Source organism: Microlunatus soli (genome assembly GCF_900105385.1).
In the GTDB taxonomy this organism is placed as follows: domain Bacteria; phylum Actinomycetota; class Actinomycetes; order Propionibacteriales; family Propionibacteriaceae; genus Microlunatus; species Microlunatus soli.
Genome location: NZ_LT629772.1, coordinates 4,821,692 through 4,843,002 on the forward strand (window position 1 = coordinate 4,821,692; position 21,311 = coordinate 4,843,002).

The window sequence follows — 21,311 nt, forward strand, 5'->3', positions numbered from 1 at the left end:
TCCTGTGCGACGCGCAACGGCGTCGGGTGCCGTGCGCGAAAACCTGCTTCACCCCGTCGGAGTGCACCGACGGACAGTTCAAGGAGGAATTGTGTCGATCTTCACCAAGCCCCGGGTCACCCGCCGATCGCTGTTGGCGGCCACCGGCGGCGCAGCGCTGTTGGCGGGCAGTGGATCCCTCAGCGGTTGCGGCGCGAGCAAGACAGCTGAGAACAACACCGCGGCCAAGAACGAGGCGGTGAAGCTGCCCAGCTACATCCCGTACACGGCGATCAAGCCGGACCTGCCGGGCACCAAGGAAGGCGTCGACAACGCGTTCCGGACCTGGCCGACCGACAATCCGAAGTCGGTGCCGGAGAAGCCGGGCACCGGCAAGGAGTCGCTGTCAGCGATGGCCGACATCTACTACGCGGTGCCGCCCGGCCCGGACAAGAACAGCTACTGGGCGGGCCTGAACGAGCGGATGGGCATCGACCTCAAGATCCAGATGGTCGGCAACGCCGACTACAGTCAGAAGTTCGCCACCACGATCGCCGGCTCGGAGCTTCCGGATGTGCTCCGGATGCTGGAAGTGGCCAACTTCCCTTCCCTGCTGGACAAGCGCTTCACGCCGCTGGACGAACACCTCGCTGGGGATGCCATCAAGGAGTATCCGAACCTGGCGAACATTCCCACCCGGACCTGGAAGTCGGCGATCTACAACGGCAAGATCTACGGCATCCCGATCCCGCGCGGCGCGATCGGCAGCTACAACTTCATCCGTCAGGATCTGTTCGACGCCAAGGGGCTGCCGAGTGACCCGAAGGGTTACGACGAATTCATCAAGGTCACGAAGGAACTCACCGACCCGAAGAAGCGCCGATGGGCGTTCAGCCTGATCAACCAGCCGCGGCAGGTCCTCGGCCGGATGAACGGTGAGCCGAACGGCTGGCGTTACGAGAACGACAAGCTCACCAACACCTACGAGACCGAAGAGTACAAGCAGACCGTCACCGATCTGATCGCAATGTGGAAGAGCGGCGTCATCCACCCCGACGCCTTCGACACCGCGCAGCCGTTCAAGCAGCTGTTCAATGCCGGCACCTGTGCGATCAATGCTCACGACGGCTACCCGGGCTGGATCCAGTACATCCTGGACAATGAATCGACTCCGGGCTTCAAGTTGGGGCTGATGCCGGTCTACAACCGGGACGGCTCCGAGCTGGCACATTGGGATTTCGGCTCCGGCGTCTACTCGTTCACCGCGCTGAAGAAGCAGGACAGCCCGGACAAGATCAAGACGATCCTGCGGATGCTGAATTACCTGGCGGCTCCGTTCGGCACCGAGGAGTACCTCTACCGGCTGTACGGCAAGGAAGGTGTCGACCACACGATGAAGGACGGCAACCCGGTGCTGACCAAGACAGGGACCGCCAACACGGTGATCCCGGTGCGTTATCTCGCCGATGCGCCGTACACGATCTACGTGCCCGGTCGGCCGCAGGACGCCGACACCCAACACAAGTACCAGTCGCTGGAGATCCCGACCGGCATCTCCAATCCGACCGTCGGGCTGTTCTCCAACGCCAAGGCCAGCAAGAATGCCACCATCGACAAGAACTTCAACGACGGCATCAACCAGGTCATCCAGGGTCGCAAGCCGCTGTCCGAGCTGGACAGCCTGTTGAGCGCCTGGAAGTCCGGCGGCGGTGATGAGATGCGCAAGGAATACCAGGACCAGCTGCAGAAGAACGGCGGGCCGAGCTGACCGTGGATGACAGACAGCAGCTGGAATCCTTTGCCGACAAGGCGTTCCTGGCGCTGCGACCGTTCGCGACGGCCGGGCATGCTCGGTTCGAGCTGCCCGGCCCGTCGTCCCATGCCGGGCCGATCAGTGACGGACTGGAGGCGTTCGCCCGGTCCTTCCTCGGGGTCGGCTACCGGCTGGCCGGAGTCGATCCGGACCAGCCGGGCGGTGATGATCACGATCATGCCGGCTGGTATGCCGCGGGCCTGATCGCCGGCACCGACCCGGATTCGGCTGAACGCTGGCCTGCGCTGACCGAGATCGCCCAGTCCCGTGTCGAAGCGGCCGCGATCGCGATCGCGCTGCACGAGAGTCGATCATGGATCTGGGATCGGCTCGACGACGGCGCCCGGCAACGGATCGTGGACTGGCTGGCGCCGAGCGCCACCGTGCGCTACGGCGACAACAACTGGTTGTGGTTCTGCAACGTCACCCAGGCGTTCCTGCGATCGGTCGGTGGACCGTACGACCAACAGCTGATCGACGACAACATCGCCCGGCTGGACAGCTGGTATCTCGGCGATGTGGACGGCCGCGGCGGTTGGTATCGAGACGGACCGCAGGGGACCGTCGATTGGTACAACGGCTGGGTGATGCAGCTGTTCTCATTGTGGTATTGCCGGATGTCGGCCGGTGAGCCCGGGGTCGAGGCACTGCTGGAACGCTATCGGCCCCGGTTGTCCGACTACGTCGACCGGCTGCCGGGACTGTGGGGCGGCGACGGTGCGCCGTTGTTCCAGGGAAGATCGCTGATCTACCGCTACGCGACCGCCGGCGCGGCCTGGGCGGGCGCGATCTTCGATGCGGCCACCGTGGGTGCCGGACGGTTGCGGCGGCTGGGGTTGCAGACGGTCCGCTACTTCGCCGACCGGGGCGCCTTCGACGACAGCGGACTGCTCAGCATGGGCTGGCTCGGCCGCCACGAATCGATGCGTCAGCCCTACTCCGGTCCGGGATCGCCGTACTGGGCGAGTCACGGGCTGGCGGGCCTGGTACTACCGGCCGACGATTCCTTCTGGTCAGCTCCTGACGAACCACTGCCGGTCGATCAAGGGGACACCACCGATGTGATCGCTCAGCCAGGCTGGCTGGTCTCCGGCACCCGGGCCGACGGCATCGTCCGGATCGCCAATCACGGTGTTGATCATGGCGGTGACCGTGAGGATCCGCTCTACAACCGGCTGGCCTATTCGACCGCGACCGCTCCGGTCGAGTCCGCGGCCGACGTGGCCGACAACCAGGTGATGCTGACCGGTCCCGCCGGCGCGACCACCCGGGTCGGCTTCGAGCGACTCGACTTCGACGCCGAACAGGGGATAGCAGGTAGCAGTTGGGGCCCGATCAGCTGCTGGTCGGTGATCGACTCGGGCGTCGAGGTGCGGGCGGTCCGGTTGGCGGCGACGGCCGATCTGACCGGTCAACGCTTGGTGATCTCCGGCTATGCGATTCCGCAGTATCCACAGCCCGGCGCCCGGCAGCAGCTGCGGTCCGAGGTCCGCAGCCTGCTGGGCGACGTCTCGGCGCGGACGGTCATCCACTCCGGGGCCAACGCGTTCGGCTCGGGGCTGATGATCAACTACCTCGCGATCGAAGATCCCGAGCCGGACCGCTGGTACGTGGTAGCGGTATCGCTGACCGAGTCCACCGAGGAGCCGGCCTGGCCGACAGCCGCGATCTCCGACGACCAACGGCTCCACCTGACCTGGCAGGATCGGGTCACCGTGGTCGGGTAGGTTGGGCGATCATGTCCTGGAACTTCGTCCTCGCCGACTCCCTGGAAACCGTTCGACCGACCGTCGAACCGCGTCCGATCAATCGCGACATCTCCCGCTCGGTGTTCTTGGCCGAGACCTACTCCTTCCAGCTGGCGTTCCGGCCGCCGGCGACGGCGCGCCGGACCAGTGACGCGATCAAGATCACGGTGGCCGGTGCCGCTGCCGAGCACACCACCTTGTATGCCGTCGACCTGGTGCCGGCCACCCTGCCGGCCTTTCCCGATCATGACGATAACTACCTGTTCGACAGCCCCGGCCTGTATCCCGATCCGTTGGTCGTATCGACCGACGGCCTCGTGGAGCCGCTGGTCGGGCACTGGCGCAGCGTCTGGTTCGACGTGCGGGTGGACGAGCTCCCGCGATCGGTCACCGATGCCGCGGATCTGGATCTCCGGCTGACGGTGCAGCACGCCGGCAGCGACGAGCAGCTGTATCGCGACGAGTTGACGGTCACCGTGATCAACCAACGCCTTCCGGCCCTGGACATCGTCAACACCCAGTGGTTGCACGCCGACTGTCTGCTCGACTACTACGGCGGCAGCGCCTTCGACGATGATCACTGGCGGGCGATCGACTCGTTCGTCGGCAGCGCGGCCAGGATGGGCATCAACGGCCTGCTGACCCCGATCTGGACACCGCCGCTGGACACCGCGGTCGGCACCCGGCGCACGCCGGTCCAGCTGGTCGGCATCAGCCGACGGGGCGAGGACTACACCTTCGACTTCACCGATCTCGAACGCTGGTTGGAGATCCTGGCCCGGCACGGCATCGAGTACGTCGAGCTGGCCCACCTGTTCACCCAGTGGGGTGCCCGAGCGACCCCCGCCATCGACGCGGAGGTGGACGGCGAACTCCGCCAGATCTTCGGCTGGGACGTCCGGGCCACCGATCCGTCCTATCGGCACTTCCTGGAGCAGTTCATCCCGGCGTTGCAGCAGCTGCTAACCGATCGCTGGGATCCGGCCAAGGTGATCTATCACATCTCCGACGAGCCGTCCCGTGATCATCTCGACGACTACCGTGCCGCCCGCGCGGTCGTGGAGGACCTGCTGGTCGGTTGCCTGATCGCCGACGCGTTGAGCGACTACGACTTCTACACCCAGGGTGTGGTCAAGCAGCCGATCGTCGCCACCAACCACGCCGAGCCGTTCCTGGCCGGCGGCGTACGACGCCCGTGGCTGTATTACTGCGTCAGCCAGAACAAGATCGTCGCCAACCGGTTCATCGCGATGCCACCGGCCCGGCATCGGGTGATCGGGCAGCAGCTGTTCGCCGCCGACGCCGGCGGGTTCCTGCACTGGGGCTTCAACTTCTACAACAGCCAGCATTCGCGGTCAGCGGTCAACCCGTACGCCGACACCTGCGCCGACAACGCGTTCCCGGCCGGCGATCCGTTCATCGTCTACCCCGGACCGGATCGGCAGGTCCGCGAGTCGACCCGGCATCGGGTCGCCGCGCAGGCGATCAACGATCATCGGGCGCTGCAGCTGGTGCGTGATCAACTCGGCCGTGCAGCCGCGCTGGAGTTGATCGATCCCGATCGGACCCTCAGCCTGACCGAGTATCCGACCGATGCCGATCACTACCTGGCGACCCGGGAACGGATCAACGAGGCCGTACGACGCCGCTGACCGCCGGCTCCGGTCGGTGCACCCCCCGCGGCTTGTAGCCGAGTTCACCGGCCACGCCGACGGTGTCGGACAACAGCCAGATGATGCTCAGCCACATCTCGGTGCCCTGCAGACCGGGAACGGTCGCCGGCGCCGATGCGGCCGCCGGTGAGGGTGCCTGGAATCCGAAGCCCTGCTCGGGAGTCCAGTGCCCGAGCGCATCGGACAGCAAGGACGAGGCCAGGGCGACCACGTCCTCGCGTCGGTAGTCGGTCTGCCGGCCGGCCAACCAGAGCGGATGGATGACGTCCAGCACGTTGCAGGCGTTCTGCCGGTCGCGCGCGAAGTAGCGCTGCACCCGGGCATGGGTGAGGACGGTGTCGATCACCCGCTCCGGATGCGGCAACGGCAGCCCGAACTGTGCGTAGGTGCCACGGGACGCGCGGTAGAAGCCGTTGACGACCTGCAACAGGTCTTCGCCGTCGCGTCCGCCCCACATCCCGGTGCGCGGGTCGACCCGAAGGGCCAGTGCACCCCAGAGCGCCTCGACCGTTCCGGGGCGACCTCGCTCGTCGCGCGTCAGATTCCACCGCAGTGCGGTGCCGAGCGCATCGATGTAGTGTCCCGCACTCCAGGCCTTCTCCTGCCAGGGAAGGGAATCCAGGAATTCCAGCAGTTCCGCCGGCTCCGCGTCGGCGACCGCCCGTACGGGGTGTTCGAAGCCGGAGCCGAGCACGTCCAGGGCGTAGCCGACAGCCAGGATGTGGTAGGCGCTGTCGCGGTCCCAGAGCCCGACCAGTCCCGACCGCGGGGCGGGCCCCGGCCTGCCGTCGGGCTCGATCTCGGGCAGCAGCCCGGAGTCCGGATCCTGCAGCCTTCGCAGCCGATCGAGTTGGTCGGCTGCCGGAAGTTGGGATGGTGCCGCGCCGGTCAGCAGATCGGCGACCTCGATCGCGTCACACTGCGGACGGACCTTGATCGGGCCACCCGGTTTGTCGGTGAACCAACCGGAATCGCCGTCCCAGTAGCGATCCAGGACGGCGGCCGCCTCCGAACGAGCCCGTTCGGCGAACGCCTTCACCCGACCGGCAAGATCACCGCTGGCGGTCGGCGTCGGCTGCTCGTTCGCCTCCTCGACGGGCGGCACCCGCCAGCGCAGCAGTCGTGCCGGATTGCCACCGACCACGGCGCCGGCCGGTACGTCCTTGACCACCACGGCGCCGGCGGCGATCATCGCCTTGTCACCGATGGTGACGCCGTCCACGATCACCACCTGGGAGCCGATCCAGACGTCGGAGCCGATGTTGACGCCGACGGTGGAGATCGGCTGCCGGAAGACCTCGGTGTCGGGATCGGACATGGTGTGGTTGAAGCCCAGGATCGACGTATGGGCACCGATCCGGACAGCGTCGCCCATGGTGATCTTGCCCCGGACCACGGTGAACGTGTTGATCGTGCAGTCCCGGCCCATGATCACCTCGCCGGACAGGTAGGCGTGGCCGGCGATGTAGGAACGGTCGCCGAGCCGCAGCACGTCGTTCTGCACCGCGGCGGCTTCACTGACGAAGCAGCGCTCACCGAACTGCCAGTCCGGATGTGCTGCCGTCAAACGCCGCTGGTGATCCAGCTGGCGGTCCCGAGCCCGGTCATCGGCTCGGGACCAGAATCCCCAGGGTGAGAAGTCGAAGTAGGACTGGTCCAGTGCGGCGGCGTCGACGTCGGTAGTCACGGAAGACAACCCTACGTCGACCGACGTCGGCGGACCGATCCGTCTTCCGGTTTTGATACCCCGGATCACCGACGATCGGCTCGGAGGTAGATCAGCGGCCCCAGTCTGCTGGTCTCATGATCGATCTCCCGCGCGTCGTTGAAACCGGCGTCGGAGAAGAGCTGCGGCAGCGACACGTCGACCAGGCTCTGCCAGGCCGGCTGATGGTGCTGGTGCCGTTGATGATCATGCTCGGTGGCTCCACCCGCGATCTCCAGCACGGTCACCGTTCCTCCGGGCCGCAGGACGCGTAACGCCTCGGCCGCGAACCGTTCCCGGTCGGCGGCCTGCAGATGATGCAGCGCCAGGCTGCTGACGATCCGGTCCAACGATCCGTCCTCGAAGGGCAGCCGGTCGGCGTACCCGTGGATCAGGGTCGAGTTCGCCTGCGCGCGCCGAAGCTTGCGGGCGGCCCGGGCCAGCGCCCGCCGGTCCGGGTCCAATCCGGCGAGATCGAGACCGGGAACGGTCCTGGCCACGGTCTGCAGCACGGTGCCGGTGCCGCAACCGACATCGAGCAGCCGTTGCCCGGGCGTGAGCTCGGCCAGCTCGACCAGCCGCCGGTACCGCCGGCCCATGCCGACCGCCACGGCGAGCGGGTCGTAGAAGCGCATCAGCCACGGCTTGCCCATGCCCGGCAGGAAGGGCCGCTCGGTGCCTTGCGGGGCGTCGTCGATCAGGCGGGGACCATCGGTCGTTCGGGTCATGATTGTCCAATCCGTTGGGTCATTCGTGCTAAACCGTCCAGCAGGAGATAGGGTCCTGACGGTTCGACTCAAGGGTCGGTCGCAGCCGAGCGGACGACCAGGACGGAAGTCGGTGATGACAGGACGTTCGTCGGACGGCCACCCCGGCCGGCATCGCAGGCATGGCACCCAATTGCGCACCGTCCGGGCCGACGGCACACCGGTCTACCGCTATCAACCGCGGCCCGGGATGCCACCGATCGGTGTCGTCCGGTTCGACGACGATCATCTGGCCGACGGGCCTGCCGGTCACCGGCATGCGCACGACTTCCTGGTCCTGATCTTCATCGAGTCCGGCGACGGCGAGGCGCGGATCGACGGGCGTCAGCAGATCCTGGGGCCGGGCGACGTGTACGCCGTTCCGGCCGGGCAGGTGCTCGGATCCGGCACGCCGACGGCGATCAGTCGCTGCAGCGCCTGGGCGGTGTTCTTCACCGCCGACGCGGTGATCGGCGGCGACGCCGGGTCGCCGTTGCACTGGAGCCGGCATCCGCTGCTGTCACTCTTCGCCCCTGGGCGATCGCCTGCCGCCGGGATCCTCACGGTCCCGGCGGCGCTGCGTGCCGACTGGTCGCGATGGTACGCCGACCTGCAGGCCGAGCTCGCCGAACCCGGTCGGCTGGGCGCCGCCCAGGCAACCATCGCAACGCTGACCAGGCTGCTGGTGGCCGCGAGCCGACTCGATCCGAATCCGAGCGGCGCGGCCCCGATCGACCCGCTGGTGACCCGGGTCTTCGAAGTGATCGAGGCTCGCTACGCCGAGCCGATCTCCACCCGGGACGTCGCCGACGAGCTCGGATACACGGCAGGCCATCTGACGACGATGATCCGGGAACGAACGGGCCGCACAGTGCTGGACTGGATCACCGAGCGACGGATGGGTGAAGTGCGCCGCCTCCTCGCCGAGACCGACCTGTCGGTCCGGGCGATCGCGACTCGGACCGGTCACCGCGACGGCGAGTACCTGACACGCCGGTTCCGCGATCGCTACGGCAGTACGCCGTTGCAGTGGCGTCAGGCGATGATCCGCCGACCGGACCGATAGGCGGCCGGGGTGGTGCCGATCATCCGACGCAGGTGCCGGGTCAGGTGCGCCTGATCGTAGAAGCCGGTACGGACCGCCACCTCGGAGATCGCCATCCCGGCCAGCAGCAGTTCTCGCGCCCGCTCGATCCGGCGACCGGTCAGGTAACGATGTGGCGGCAGACCGAAGGCATCGGTGAACGAGCGGATCAGATGGGTGCTGCTGACGCCGAGTTGGCCGGCCGCCGCAGCCAGGTCCAGACCATCCACCAGATGATCGTCGAGCAGGTCCCGCATCCGTGCCGCCAGCGGGCGATCCGAGCGCCGCTCCGGAAGCTCCGGCCGATCCCGGAGATGCCACTGCAGCCGATCGGTGATCAACGCCAACCGGGACTCCGCCTGCAGGGGGTCGGTGGCGGAGCCCAGGACGGCATGCAGTTGGTCGATCCGGAGCCGCAGCCGGGGATCGGTGAACTCCGGACGGTCGACGGCACGACCGATCAGGCCGGCCCCGATCACATCGGGGTCCAGGTAGATCACCCGCTTACGGAATCCGCCGCTGCGCGCCGGACGGCCGTCGTGGGCGACCTGTGGTGGCAGCAGTGTGATCATCGACTGCAATGCACCGTGCTCACGGTGATCCAGGTCGTAGCGGACCGCGCCGTCATCGACGATCAGCAGCGTCCAGGTGTCGTGGGTGTGCAGCGGGTAGGCGTGCTCGGCGAAGCGGGCATGGAAGACTTCGCGGATCCCGGGCACGCCCGGTTGCCATGCCGACACGCGATCCGAGGTCGTCACCCGTTCGACGGTACAACCGACCGCACCAGGGTCACCATGCTGCGGCCGGCGGCGTACAGCGGCTCGGGGTCGCGGCCGGCCCGACTGAGCAGGAAGGCGCCCTCGGTGATCATGATCAGGGTGTTCGCCAGATCACGGGCGCGGGCCGGGTCGTCGACGAAGCCGGCGAACCAGGCCGTCCCGTGCTCCAGCCAGTCGGCGAACACCTCTGCCGCCGCCGACCGGAGGCGTTCGTTGCTGCTGGCGACGTCCAGCGCCATCGTCGCAATCGGGCAGCCGTCGGCGTAGTCGCCGGCGACCAGGTTGTCCGCGGCAACACCGAAGGCGTGGTCCAGTGCCGCTGCCGGATCGTCACGCTCGGCCAGGGTGTCCAGCACCAGCTGCATGAACTGGGGGCCGGAGGTCCGGATCATGTCCTCGGCCAGATCGTCCTTGCCGCCGGGGAAGAAGTGGTAGATCGAACCGAACGGCGCCCGTGCCGCGCTGGACACGTGTTTCAGCCCGGTGCCGGCATAGCCATGCCGTGCGAACAGCTCGGCCGACGCCGCTCGGATCCGGCTCCTGGTGTCCGGTTCATCCCTTGCCTTCGTCATGCACCACAGTCTAGGGTCGGAGTCAGTAGAACGATCTATCAAATGAGTGTCGAGCTCAAGTCGATGTCGAAGCGCGATCGAGGAGTCTCCATGCCGAGCGTGCACCTGCCCGCCGGGCCGATCGACTATCAGGATTCCGGCGGCACCGGGCCGGCCATCGTGTTCGGGCACGGGCCGCCGATGGACCATCGGGCCTGGCGCAAGGTGATACCGCTGCTGGACGGCTATCGGTGCATCGCGCCGACGCTGCCGATGGGCGGCCACCGTCGACCGATGAACGCCGAAGCAGACCTGTCCCAGCGCGGGATGGCCACCATCCTGGCGGACTTCCTTGATGCGCTCGAGCTGACCGACGTCACCCTGGTGCTCAACGACTGGGGTGGCGGCCAGTTCATGATCAACGAGGGCCGCACCGATCGGATCGGACGGCTTGCGCTGGTTGCCTGCGAGGCCTTCGACAACTTCCCACCGGTGCAGCTGCTGCGTGTCGCCGGCGCCGTCCCGGGTGGGATGTGGCTGCTCGTCACACTGATGGGATGGCGGCCGTTCCGCCGGATGCGGGGTGGTTATGGCGGCATGTCGGTCCGCGGGCTGCCCGACGAGCTGTTGGTCGACTGGTTCCGCCCGGCGGCGGCCGATCGCCGGATCCGTCGTGACTTCGCCAAGTTCGCCGCCGGCAGCCCTCGCCGATCGACGTTGCGTTCCTGGGCGGAGCAGTGGCAGCGGTTTACCCGGCCGGTGCTGGTGGTCTGGGCGGACCACGATCCGCTGATGCCGGCTGAGCACGGGCCGCGGCTGGCCGCGCACTATCCGAACGCCGAGCTGGTGCTGATCCGGGACTCGGCCACCCTGGTGCCCGAGGATCAGCCCGAACAACTCGCCGCACTGTTGGCCGACTTCGCCTCCGGTCGTCCGGTGACCCGGCAGGTCAGGAACGTACAAGACCGGTCCGACTGAGTCCGGCAGGGTTGAGTCCATGAGCACCGTCCTGGACCATGATCAACCGCTGGACCGTCGGCTGCGCTTCGACACCAAGGTCGCGGTGCTGCTCCGCGACGACCTACCGACCTGGCAACGGCTGAACGCGACAGCGTTCCTGATCAGCGCGATAGCCGGCAGCAACTCCGAGCTGATGGGCGAGCCGTACGTGGACGCCGACCACGTCAACTACCTCCCGATGCTGCGGCAACCGGTGCTGGTCTTCGAGGGCGACGCCGAGATGATCAAGAACGCGCACCAACGTGCACTGCGCAGGGAGTTGGCGATGGCCGTCTTCACCGCCGACCTGTTCCACACCGGCAACGACGTGGACAATCGGGCGGCGGTGGCACGGGTCGGCACCGCGGCCCTCGATCTGGTCGGCATCGCCGTGCACGGCCCGCGGAACGCCGTCGACCGGACCGTCAAGGGCGCCAGGCTCCATCCCTGACGACCCGGCACTGTCACTTCGCCCCGCCGATGCCGCCCCAGACGGCGTGCGCACCGGCGTCACCGGTCAGCACCACCTGCACCGTGGTCGCGATCGCCGCGGCGATCACCAGCAGCGCGATGAGCACCGTCATCCAGGTCCGGCGCCGGACGAACCGCAGGTAGGCCCATTGCCCGGCGCTGGTGACGAACAGGCCGATGGCGAAGGGCAGGATCCGACGGGCCAGTGTCGCGTGTTCGTTGATCGCTGCACCGATTCCCATGTGATCGGCGAGATTCTCACCGGCCGTGACAGTGATCGGCACCAGGATCAACCCGACCAGCGCCAGCAGTGGGGTCAGGAAGGTGAACTTGCGCTGGGCTGCCGGCCAGACCGATCCCAGGATCGCCAACAGTGAGGCACCCGGCAACAGCACCAACACGAAGTGCACCAACAGTGGATGGATCGGTAGGCCGTTGACGGTGATCATGGTCGTCTCCTGTCGTCAGTAGCCGCCGAGGTCCGGTTCGGAGCCACTGATCCTGCTGCCGTCGGGTTTGATCATGTACCAGACCCCGCCGACGCCTTGGCCGGTGCTGTCGCCGGCGGCCTTGTCCTTCACGTAGGTGTAGAGCGGCCAACCGTCGACGGTCACCTGATACGTCCCGTCCAACGATCGGATCGTGTCGACGGTGCCCGTGACGCCCTCGGCCGTCGGGTCGGCGGTCTTGCTGGTGATCGGCGGCCAGGCGGCCAGGCAGTCGCCGGTGCAGTTGCTCTTGTCCGACCCCTGCTTGTCCTTGGTGAAGATGTAGGCGGTCATCCCCTTGCCGTCGACGACCACCGTGCCCTGTGACACCGAGCCGGTCATGATCGACGCCGAACCCTGTGCCTTCGGGGCCGGGGTGGAAGCGGCCGGGGTGGAAGCAGCCGGGCTGGAGGGAGCCGGCTTGGTTGCGGCGGGCTGCTGGGCCGAGCTGCATGCCGCCAGCAGCAGCGGCAACCCCAACACGGCGAGCCTGACTGAGTGCGGAACCGGCATCGTTACCCCCGGGGTCGTGAATGGATGGGTCAACCGGATGACGAGACAGCCGGGCGTCCGGTTCAATGCCATGCTGAGAAGCGTTGAACCATCTCGGCCCGGGGACCGTAGTCCCGACGGGGGATGGGAGGACGGTGACCGGACTACAGGAGTCGGAGTGGCAGCAGCTCCACGACCGACATGCTGCCGAGCTGTGGCGCTTCACGTTGTCCCTGACCCGGGATCGACAGGTCGCCGAGGACATCGTCCAGGAGGTGCTGCTGCGTGCCTGGCGGGCCGATGACCTCGCTCACCGCGACGAGTCGGCCACCCGGGCCTGGCTGTTCACGGTCGCCCGCCGGTTGGTGATCGACCGCTGGCGCAGTGCCCCGGTCCGGCGAGAGGTTCCCGACGCCAGCGAGGAACGCATCGAGGTGTCTGCGCCGGCCGGTGACCGGCAGGACCGTACCGATGAACTGCTCGACCGCTGGCTGATCGCCGATGCGTTGACCGACCTGACCGAGGACCACCGCGCGGTGTTGATCGCCGCCTACTACGAGGGCCGGACCACCGCCGACATCGCGGGCCGACTGGAGATTGCCGAGGGGACTGTGAAATCGCGCCTGCACTACGGACTGCGGCATCTGCGGATGATCTTGCAGGAGAAGGGGGTGACCCGATCGTGAACGCGCCGGATCCGTTCAGCCAGTGGGATGCCGCCTATGTCCTGGGTGCGTTGTCGGTCGCCGATCGGCGGGTCTATGAGGAACATCTCGCCGAGTGCCCACAATGTCGGACCGCGGTCACCGAGTTGGCCGGGATGCCCGGTCTGCTGGCCGGGCTGCCGGCAGCGGACGCCGTGGCCCTCGGCGATCACACCCAGCCCGAGCCGGGTGCTGCCGATCTACCGACCTCGGTCGCTCGGATGCGGACTCCGCGACGCTTCGGACGGCTCCGGTTGCCGCTGCTGCTCGCCGTGCTGGTGGCCTTGGTGGTCGGGGTGGGGATCGGAGCGGTCGGCGGCTACCTCGTCACCCGCACGCCACCGCCGTCCGCGGTCCGGGTCGCGTTCAGCCCGCTCCATCCGACACCGATGATCGCGGTGGCCGACCTGCTCCGAACCGGTGATCGGACCGAGATCACGATCGACTGCCAGTACGCCGCCGGCGGCAGCTACACCCGCACCGTTGACTATGCCCTCACGGTGGTCGGCAAAGACGGGCGGCGCCGGCCCGGCACCAGGTGGAGTGCCGGGCCGGGAGACCGCAGGTCGGCGCGGGCGAACGTCGCGCTGCCGTTGTCGGAGATCGAGGCGCTGGAGATCGACTACGCCGATTCCGGGAAGCCGGTGATGCGGGCAACCCTGTGATGCCGGGTCCGCAGCTCAGTCCTGCTGGACGACCTTCTCCAGGTTGGGTTTGTTCTTCTCCATGATCGCTTCCAGCTTGGACTTCAGCTCACCGGTCACGTCCTTGGCCGGGGTGTTGTCGCCGTACACCCTGGCCATCCCGGCGTTGATCTCGGTCACCGCGGCCTGGAACCAGACGATCCGGTCAGCGGTCTTGGCGTTCTTCAGCTGGTCAAGGGCGACCTTGTAGTTCGGGTCGGAGGCCTGCAGGTCCTTGACGATCTTGGTGTCGGCCGAGGCCTTCACGATCGGAACGTAGCCGGTGTCCTTGTGCCACTGCGCCGACTGCTCCGGCTTGCCCAGGAACTTGAACAGTTCGACCGCGGCATCCTGCCGCTCCTTGGAATCGGACTTGATCGCCGACAGACCGGAGCCGCCGGTGGGAACCTCGGTCTCGCCGGTCTTGCCGAGCATGAAGGCGGTGCCGACATCGAACTTGGACAGCGTGGTGGCCGCGGTCAGCGAAGCGGTCGAGCCGTGCGCGCCGGCCGAGAGCCCACCCTGGTAGTCGGTCATCGCCTCCTCGGCGAGGTAGCCGAACTTGTCGCCGTGGATGAAGTTGCGCTGCCAGTCCAGCCACTGGTTGACCGGGTCGGCGTCGACGGTGATGTCGTAGCCGTCGGAGAATTTCCCACCCCAGCCCCAGACGGTGGCCTGGCCGAACCACTCGTCCTCCGGACCGAACGCGAACGCCTTCAACGGCTTGCCGGCGACCTTGATCTTGGCCAGTTCGGGGGCGTAGTCGGCCAGGTCGTCCCAGGTCTTCGGGCCGGTCTCGGGCAGTCCGGCCTTCTGGTAGGCGGTCTTGTTGTAGTAGAAGAGCGGTGTGGATCGGGCGAACGGCACCAGGTACGTCTTCCCGGCTGCCTGGCACTGTTCGAGGAAGGCGTCCAGGTAGTTGTCCAGCTTGAAGCTGTCGTCGAAGTAGGGATCCAGCTGGACGAACAGGTCGGCGAAGTAGAACTGCAGCCACTGGTATTCGGGGAAGCAGACGACATCCGGGACCCGCTTGGCCTGGACGGCCGCGGACAGCTTGGTGTTCAACGTGGCGTAGGACTCCTGGGACTCGATCACCACCACGATGTCTTCCTGGGACTGGTTGAACTTGTCGATCAGCCGCTGCAGTGCGGCCAGCGGTTCCTTGGTCCAGGGCGCCCAGAACAGCACCGGGGTGCGCGTCTTGTACTGGTCCGGGATCCTCATGTCGGCCTGTTGCAGGGAGGCTGCGCCGCCGCCACCGGGCGCACCGCAGCCGGCGAGGGCAGCTCCGGCACCGGCCATGCCGAGCACGGACAACAGGGCGCGGCGGGACAAGCCGCTCTGCAACAGACCAGCAGAAAGGTCGGTCATGGGTGACTCCAGTTCGATGGTGGGTGGGTAGGTCAACGCAGTGCGCCGGCGGCGAGCCCGCCGATGATGCGTTTCTGAGCGACGAAGAAGATGATCAACATCGGCAGCGCGGTCATCGCGGTGCCGGCCATCACCGAACCCCAGTTGGTCATTCCTTCCTCGGCCCGCAAGGACATCAGGCCGATCGGCAGGGTGCGCATGTCCTCGGTGCTGGTGACGATCAACGGCCAGACGAAGTCGTTCCATTTGCCGATCATCACGATCAGCCCCGAGGTGACCAGCATCGGCTTGCTCATCGGCAGCACCAGGTGGATCAGCCGATAGAAGTGGCCGGCACCGTCGATCGTCATCGCGTCGACCAGCTCACCGGAGATCCGGCGCATCTGCTGCAGTAGCAGGAACATCGCGAAGGCGGTGCCGATACCGGGCAGGATCAGTCCGGCGTAGGTGTTGATCCAGCCGAGGTTGCCGATCGTGATGTAGTTGACCAGCAGCGTGACGTGGCCGGGGAGCATCATCGATCCGAGCATCAAGATCAACATCGGCTGCTTGAAGCGGAACGGCACGAAGGCGAAGGCGTAGGCGCTGAGGATCGCGAAGATCAACTCCAACGCGGTGCCCACCGTTGTGGTGATCACCGAGTTGAGGAAGAACCGGGCGAACGGGACCGAGGTCCAGGCCTCGACGAAGTTCTGCCAGTGCAACGAGGTCGGGATCCACTGCACCGGGAACTGATAGACCTGTTCCGGCCGCTTCAGTGCCGTACTGAACAGCCAGTACAACGGGATGGCGAAGATCAACAGGGTGACCAACAAACACGCATAGGCGAGCGCTCGGCTGGGCCGGAAACCCTTGCCGCGGACGCTGTTGCTGAGGGTGCTCACTCGTAATGCACCTTCCGATCACCGATCCGGAGTTGGATGAAGGTCAAGATCAACAGCAGCACGAACATCACCGTCGCCGCCGTCGCCGACCGGCCGACGTCGAAGTTCTTGAACGCCTCGGTGTAGATCAGCCAGCTCAGCGTCGTACTGGAGTCGCCCGGCCCGCCACCGGTCAGGGTGGCGATGATGTCGAAGGCCTGCGCGGCACTGATCAGACCGGTGATCGACAGGAACAGCGTCACCGGCGAGACCAGCGGGAGTGTCATGTTCCGCTGCAACCGCCAGCCGGTCGCACCGTCCAGCGCCGCCGCCTCGTAGACGTCCTTGGGCAGGTCCAGGATCGCTGTGTAGTAGATGATCGTGACGAAGCCGAGCCGCTGCCACAGGTAGGCCAGGGTGATCGCCCAGATCGACCAGTCCGAGGTGGTCGTCCAGCGTGGCGAGTCCGCACCGAACACGTCGAAGACCACCCGGGACAGACCGTAGGTCGGATCGAACATGAACAACCAGAGCACACCGACGGCGGCACCGGGGAGCATGTGCGGAGCGAAGGTCAATGTCCGGACGAAGCCGGAGAAACGCAGCTTGCTCGCCAGCAGCATGCCCATCGCCAGGCCGCCGACCAGACTGCCGACGGTGCTGACACCGGTGAAGATCGCGGTCTTCAACAGTGCTTGGCCGAACTCCGGATCGGTCAACATGGAGGCGTAGTTCTGCAGCCCGACGAAGGTGGGCATCGGCGCCACCATGTCCCAGCTGGTCAGGCTCAGGTAGATGTTGTAGAGCGTCGGCCAGTAGCTGAAGATCAAGATCGCCAACAGGTTGGGTGCGATCAGCGCGAAGAAGAGCAGGGTCGAGCGCCAGACATGCCGACGTCGTCGCGGTCGTGACGCGGTGGCGGCAGCTGCCCCCGCGGATGCGCTGGATCCGGGCCTTCGCGAGGTCGGGCGGGTTGCGGTCGTGGACATGTACCCCCAACTACGACGTCATGTGTGGCTAGTCGTCTGCGCTGACGAACAGTGAGCACGCGTCATCGCAGGCCCGGGAAGAGCGGAGCCTGCCGCGGCGTCGCGCTCGGCTGTGATCCTCTCCCAAGGTTGTGAAGATTAACATAGAGCGAGGTGGCCAGAATGTTAACTAGGGCAGTCCAAATAGTTATCTTCGGGAACGCAGAAGGGCCCCGAGCGGTCGTGCTCGGGGCCCTTCTGCTGGACGAACGTCAGGCGGTCGGCTGCTCCACCAACTCGACATCGACGGTGAGGTCGGTGTCGGACTCGGCCCAGAGCACCTCACCGGTGATCCGACCGACGGCTCGCAGGTCGCTCTCGACCTGCTTCAGGCGTTCCAGCACCTCGCCCTTGCCGGCGAAGTCGGCGCGACTGACCTCGGTCTTCATCGACACCTTGGCGCTGGACTTGGCGCCACGGACCGCGATCAGTGCGGTGGCGACGTCCTCGAGCAGCAGGGCATCGCCGTCCGCGGCGGGGATCTCCTCGGCGGTCGGCCAGGAACTGCGGTGGATCGAACCGGTCTGCCACCAGGACCACACTTCCTCGGTGGCGAACGGGATGAACGGCGCCAGCATCCGCAGCGTGGCGTCCAGCGCGATGGACAGGGCTGCGTGCGCCGATCGCGCCGCGTCCTCGCCGGCCGAACCGTAGGCGCGTTCCTTCACCAGTTCGAGGTAGTCGTCGCAGAAGGACCAGAAGAACCGTTCGGTGACGTCCAGTGCGCTGGTGTAGTCGTACCGGTCGAAGGCCTCGGTGGCCTCGATGATCACCGCCCGGAGCGCGGCCAGCAGAGCCAGGTCGACCGGCTCGGTGATCGGCGTGCCGGCGGCCGGGACGCCGTAGGACAGCACGAATTTGCTCGCGTTCAGCACCTTCAGCGCCAGCCGGCGACCGACCTTCATCTCCCGTTCGTCGAAGGGGGAGTCCAGACCTGGCCGGGCCTTCGCGGCCCGCCAGCGGACCGCGTCGGAGCCGTAGCGTTCGAGGATCTCGGTCGGCACCACGACGTTGCCCTTGGACTTGCTCATCTTCTTACGGTCCGGGTCCATCACGAAGCCGCTGATCTGCGATCGCTTCCAGGGCAGCGTTCCGTTCTCGAACTGGGCCCGCACCACCCGGTCGTAGAGCCAGGTCCGGATGATGTCGTGGGACTGAGCATTCAGGTCCATCGGGAAGGTCAGCTCGAACAGCCCCGGGTCTCGTTCCCAGCCGCAGACGATCTGCGGAGTCAGCGAAGAGATCGCCCAGGTGTCCATCACATCGGGATCGCCGATGAAGCCGCCGGGAACGCCACGTTGGGCGGCGGTGTAGCCCGGGGGCAGGTCCGAGCTCGGATCGACCGGCAGCACGTCCTCACTCGGGGTGATCGGGTGGGCGTAGTCGGGTTCGCCCTCGTCGGTCAACGGATACCAGACCGGGAAGGCGACGCCGAAGAACCGCTGTCGGGAGATCAGCCAGTCGCCGTTCAGGCCGTTGACCCAGTTGTCGTAGCGGTGCTTCATGTGCTCGGGCACCCAGCCCAGTTCCTCGCCGCGGGCCAGGAACTGCTTCTTCAGCTCGGTGCTGCGGCCGCCATTGGTGATGTACCACTGTCTGGTGGAGATCACCTCCAGCGGCTTGTCGCCCTTCTCGTAGAAGTTGGCCATCCGCTGGGTCGGGGTCGGCTCGCCGATCAGGTCACCGGACTCGCGGAGCAGTGCCACCATCGCCTCGCGGGCGCTGAAGGTGGTCTTGCCGGCCAGCTGGTCGTAGGCCTCGGCGGCCGGACCGTCGGTGATCCACTCCGGACGGTCGCGGAGGATCCGGCCGTCCCGGCCGATGATCACCCGGGCCGGCAGCTGCAGCTCCCGCCACCAGGTGACGTCGGTCTGGTCGCCGAAGGTGCAACACATCACCACGCCGGATCCCTTGTCCTGCTCGGCCGCAGGGTGGGCGTGCACCGGCAGCTCGACGCCGAAGACCGGACTGGTCACCGTGCTACCGATCAGGTCGGTGTACCGCTCGTCGTCGGGATGGACGATCAACGCCACGCAGGCGCCGATCAGTTCGGGCCGGGTGGTCTCGATGATCACCGGCTCGCCGGCACTGCGATGGAACTGGACCTTGTGGTAGGCGCCGGGGTAGTCCCGGGCTTCGACCTCGGCCTGCGCCACCGCGGTCTGGAAGGTCACGTCCCACATCGTCGGGGCCTCGGCCAGATAGGCCTCGCCACGGGTGACATTGCGCAGGAAAGCCTTCTGAGCAACGGTGATCGCGTCGTCGGAGATCGTCGAGTAGAGCGTCGACCAGTCGACACTCAGACCGACCCGGCGCCACAGATCCTCGAACACCTTCTCGTCGACCTTGGTCAGCTCGTGACACAGGTCGATGAAGTTGCGACGGCTGATCGGCAGCTGCCGCTTCGGGTCCGGCTTGGCCGGCGGGCTGAAGTCCGGGTCGTACGGGACGCTCGGGTCGCACCGCACGCCGTAGAAGTTCTGCACCCGGCGCTCGGTCGGCAGCCCGTTGTCGTCCCAGCCGATCGGGTAGTAGACGTGCTTGCCGCGCATCCGCTGGTAGCGGGCGATCAGATCGGTGTGGGTGTAGGAGAACACGTGACCGACGTGCAGCGAGCCGGACACCGTCGGCGGCGGGGTGTCGATGCTGAACACCTGTTCGCGGGCCTGGGTCGGGTCACCCTCCGGGCGGGTGAAGGCGTAGACCCCGCCGGACTGCCAGTTCTCCAGCCACTTCGACTCCAGGCCTTCCAGCGCGGGCCGGTCCGGTACGTTCGGCGCGCCGGAGGTCGGAGCGTCGGAACGTGTCGAACTGGCCCGGGGGCCGGAGTCAAGTGTCGTCATGCACCGAATCCTACGAACACCGACGGGGTGCTCGCACATCGATAGCCGGGCGGAGTTGCCGTGAAGACGTCCATGCGTCAAGGTTAGGGCAACCTAACTTTGAGGAGTCTCGGGAACCATGGATCGTCGGACACTGCTCACCGGGCTGGGAGCCGCCGGGCTGGGGGCCACCGGCCTCGCTCTCGTCGGATGCGCCGACAGCGGCGAATCTGCCGCCGATGGCGCGACCCCGACCGGAGCCGCCGAGCCCGGAGCACTGCCGGTCACCATCGAGCACCAGTTCGGCAGCACGACGGTGAAGAGCGCGCCGCAACGCATCGTCTGCGTCGGGCTGAAGGAGCAGGACGACCTGCTCGCGCTCGGGCTGATGCCGGTCGGGGCAACCCAATGGCTGGATTTCGGTGAGGGGAAGGTGCTGGGCAGCTGGGCCCAGGACAAGGCTCGCAGCGACAGCCTGGAGACCGACATCACCGTCCTGAGTCAGGACGACGGGATCCAGTTCGAGAAGATCGCCGGGCTGCGGCCGGACCTGATCCTGGCGCTCTACGCCGGCCTCGAGCAGTCCGACTACGACAAGCTGTCCAGGCTGGCACCGGTCGTCGCGGCGCCGAAGGGACTGGTCGGCTACGGGATCGGGTGGCAGCAGCAGGCCCTGACCGTCGGCAAGGCTGTCGGCCGGCCGAAACAGATGCGGCGACTCGTCGACGACGTGAAGACCAAGATCAGCAAGGCCGCCGATGGTCATCCGGAGTTCGCCGGCAGTTCCGGTCTGGTGGCCACCCTCTACGAGGGCATCTACCTCTACGGACCGCAGGATCCCCGGTCACGGCTGATCAGTGAACTCGGGTTCGAATTGCCGGCCGGCCTGGCCGAGATCACCGGGAAGGAGTTCGGCGCCAGCATCAGCACCGAGAAGATCGAGCTGATCGACACCGACGCCCTGATCTGGTTGGTCTCGCCGAGCAACGGCGACTTCAAGAAGTTGTCGACCGACAAGCTCTACCGCAAACTCCGGGTCGTCCGTGAGGGCCGGGCGATCACCATCGAGGCACTGTCCGACCTGGACAACGCCTTCAACTTCTGCACCGTGTTGAGCATCCCGTTCGTGTTGACCGACCTGGTGCCGAAGCTGGCCGCAGCGGTGGACGGCGACCCGTCAACCGGCCGGTGACCCGAACCCGCGGACGAAGGTCGAGGCCGGCGACTCCGCAGCCCGCCGGCCCACGGTCAAGCGATCTGTTCGGTGCGGGAGCCTGATGACCGCCCCGCTCGAGCCCGTGATCGAATGGCG

General features: G+C 66.9%; 19 protein-coding genes. 9 read left to right on the forward strand and 10 right to left on the reverse strand.

Annotated elements, in window-relative coordinates:
* Positions 1-91: 91 nt before the first annotated feature.
* Genes BLU38_RS22050 through BLU38_RS22060 form a run of 3 tightly spaced genes read left to right on the forward strand, consistent with a single transcriptional unit; the run spans position 92 to position 5,192 of the window.
* Positions 92-1,747 carry an extracellular solute-binding protein gene (locus BLU38_RS22050; protein ID WP_091527536.1) on the forward strand — a complete coding sequence of 552 codons (1,656 nt, stop codon included), beginning with the start codon at positions 92-94 and terminating at the stop codon, positions 1,745-1,747.
* Between the two features lie 2 nt (positions 1,748-1,749).
* On the forward strand, positions 1,750-3,519 hold the full coding sequence (locus BLU38_RS22055; RefSeq protein ID WP_157683613.1) for a DUF2264 domain-containing protein: 1,770 nt from the start codon (positions 1,750-1,752) through the stop codon (positions 3,517-3,519).
* Positions 3,520-3,530: 11 nt separating this feature from the next.
* On the forward strand, positions 3,531-5,192 hold the full coding sequence (locus BLU38_RS22060; protein ID WP_091527538.1) for a DUF4091 domain-containing protein: 1,662 nt from the start codon (positions 3,531-3,533) through the stop codon (positions 5,190-5,192).
* Here BLU38_RS22060 and BLU38_RS32090 read toward each other — a convergent pair.
* Both BLU38_RS32090 and BLU38_RS22070 read right to left on the reverse strand, forming a co-directional pair.
* Entirely contained in the window at positions 5,167-6,900 is a 1,734-nt protein-coding gene (locus BLU38_RS32090) for an acyltransferase (RefSeq protein WP_091527539.1), read from the reverse strand. The two genes, BLU38_RS22060 and BLU38_RS32090, sit on opposite strands and share 26 nt — an antisense overlap.
* 65 nt (positions 6,901-6,965) lie before the next feature.
* On the reverse strand, positions 6,966-7,646 hold the full coding sequence (locus tag BLU38_RS22070; RefSeq protein ID WP_091527540.1) for a class I SAM-dependent methyltransferase: 681 nt from the start codon (positions 7,644-7,646) through the stop codon (positions 6,966-6,968).
* A 115-nt stretch (positions 7,647-7,761) separates the two neighbouring features.
* Here BLU38_RS22070 and BLU38_RS22075 point away from each other — a divergent pair, with 115 nt between their 5' ends.
* Positions 7,762-8,730, forward strand: coding sequence for an AraC family transcriptional regulator (locus BLU38_RS22075; protein WP_197679811.1), 969 nt, complete (start codon positions 7,762-7,764; stop codon positions 8,728-8,730).
* On the opposite strand, the gene BLU38_RS22080 is transcribed toward BLU38_RS22075, so the two are convergent.
* Positions 8,700-9,506 carry an AraC family transcriptional regulator gene (locus BLU38_RS22080; RefSeq protein WP_091527541.1) on the reverse strand — a complete coding sequence of 269 codons (807 nt, stop codon included), beginning with the start codon at positions 9,504-9,506 and terminating at the stop codon, positions 8,700-8,702. The genes BLU38_RS22075 and BLU38_RS22080 overlap by 31 nt on opposite strands.
* Positions 9,503-10,099, reverse strand: coding sequence for a TetR/AcrR family transcriptional regulator (locus tag BLU38_RS22085; protein WP_091527542.1), 597 nt, complete (start codon positions 10,097-10,099; stop codon positions 9,503-9,505). The genes BLU38_RS22080 and BLU38_RS22085 overlap by 4 nt, the downstream gene beginning before the upstream one ends.
* Before the next feature lie 90 nt (positions 10,100-10,189).
* On the opposite strand from BLU38_RS22085, the gene BLU38_RS22090 reads away from it, so the two are divergent.
* Positions 10,190-11,056: an alpha/beta fold hydrolase gene (locus BLU38_RS22090; RefSeq protein ID WP_091532948.1), complete on the forward strand. Its 867-nt coding sequence runs from the start codon at positions 10,190-10,192 to the stop codon at positions 11,054-11,056.
* 19 nt (positions 11,057-11,075) lie between these two features.
* Complete coding sequence (locus BLU38_RS22095) at positions 11,076-11,528, forward strand: DUF2000 domain-containing protein (protein WP_091527543.1); 453 nt, start codon at positions 11,076-11,078, stop codon at positions 11,526-11,528.
* Positions 11,529-11,541: 13 nt separating this feature from the next.
* Here BLU38_RS22095 and BLU38_RS22100 read toward each other — a convergent pair whose 3' ends face one another.
* Entirely contained in the window at positions 11,542-11,997 is a 456-nt protein-coding gene (locus BLU38_RS22100; RefSeq protein WP_091527544.1) for a DUF2231 domain-containing protein, read from the reverse strand.
* 15 nt (positions 11,998-12,012) lie between these two features.
* Positions 12,013-12,516, reverse strand: coding sequence for a COG4315 family predicted lipoprotein (locus tag BLU38_RS22105; RefSeq protein ID WP_197679812.1), 504 nt, complete (start codon positions 12,514-12,516; stop codon positions 12,013-12,015).
* Positions 12,517-12,683: 167 nt separating this feature from the next.
* On the opposite strand from BLU38_RS22105, the gene BLU38_RS22110 reads away from it, so the two are divergent.
* Both BLU38_RS22110 and BLU38_RS22115 read left to right on the forward strand, forming a co-directional pair.
* Positions 12,684-13,214, forward strand: a complete 531-nt coding sequence (locus BLU38_RS22110; protein ID WP_091527546.1) for a sigma-70 family RNA polymerase sigma factor — start codon at positions 12,684-12,686, stop codon at positions 13,212-13,214.
* The gene (locus BLU38_RS22115) at positions 13,211-13,897 is read left to right on the forward strand and encodes an anti-sigma factor family protein (RefSeq protein WP_157683614.1); all 687 of its coding nucleotides are present in this window, start codon (positions 13,211-13,213) and stop codon (positions 13,895-13,897) included. Before BLU38_RS22110 ends, BLU38_RS22115 begins: the two co-directional genes overlap by 4 nt.
* Positions 13,898-13,912: 15 nt before the next feature.
* On the opposite strand, the gene BLU38_RS22120 is transcribed toward BLU38_RS22115, so the two are convergent.
* From BLU38_RS22120 to valS, 4 genes are all read right to left on the reverse strand, one after another.
* Positions 13,913-15,286 (reverse strand): ABC transporter substrate-binding protein, encoded by a 1,374-nt coding sequence (locus BLU38_RS22120; protein ID WP_091527548.1) that lies wholly within the window; start codon positions 15,284-15,286, stop codon positions 13,913-13,915.
* 32 nt (positions 15,287-15,318) lie between these two features.
* Positions 15,319-16,170 (reverse strand): carbohydrate ABC transporter permease, encoded by an 852-nt coding sequence (locus BLU38_RS22125; RefSeq protein ID WP_091527549.1) that lies wholly within the window; start codon positions 16,168-16,170, stop codon positions 15,319-15,321.
* Entirely contained in the window at positions 16,167-17,138 is a 972-nt protein-coding gene (locus BLU38_RS22130) for a carbohydrate ABC transporter permease (RefSeq protein WP_091527550.1), read from the reverse strand. Before BLU38_RS22130 ends, BLU38_RS22125 begins: the two co-directional genes overlap by 4 nt.
* Positions 17,139-17,389: 251 nt before the next feature.
* Entirely contained in the window at positions 17,390-20,020 is a 2,631-nt protein-coding gene (gene valS / locus BLU38_RS22135; RefSeq protein ID WP_091527551.1) for a valine--tRNA ligase, read from the reverse strand.
* A gap of 118 nt (positions 20,021-20,138) precedes the next feature.
* On the opposite strand from valS, the gene BLU38_RS22140 reads away from it, so the two are divergent.
* Positions 20,139-21,191 (forward strand): iron-siderophore ABC transporter substrate-binding protein, encoded by a 1,053-nt coding sequence (locus BLU38_RS22140; protein WP_091527552.1) that lies wholly within the window; start codon positions 20,139-20,141, stop codon positions 21,189-21,191.
* Positions 21,192-21,311 lie beyond the last annotated feature (120 nt).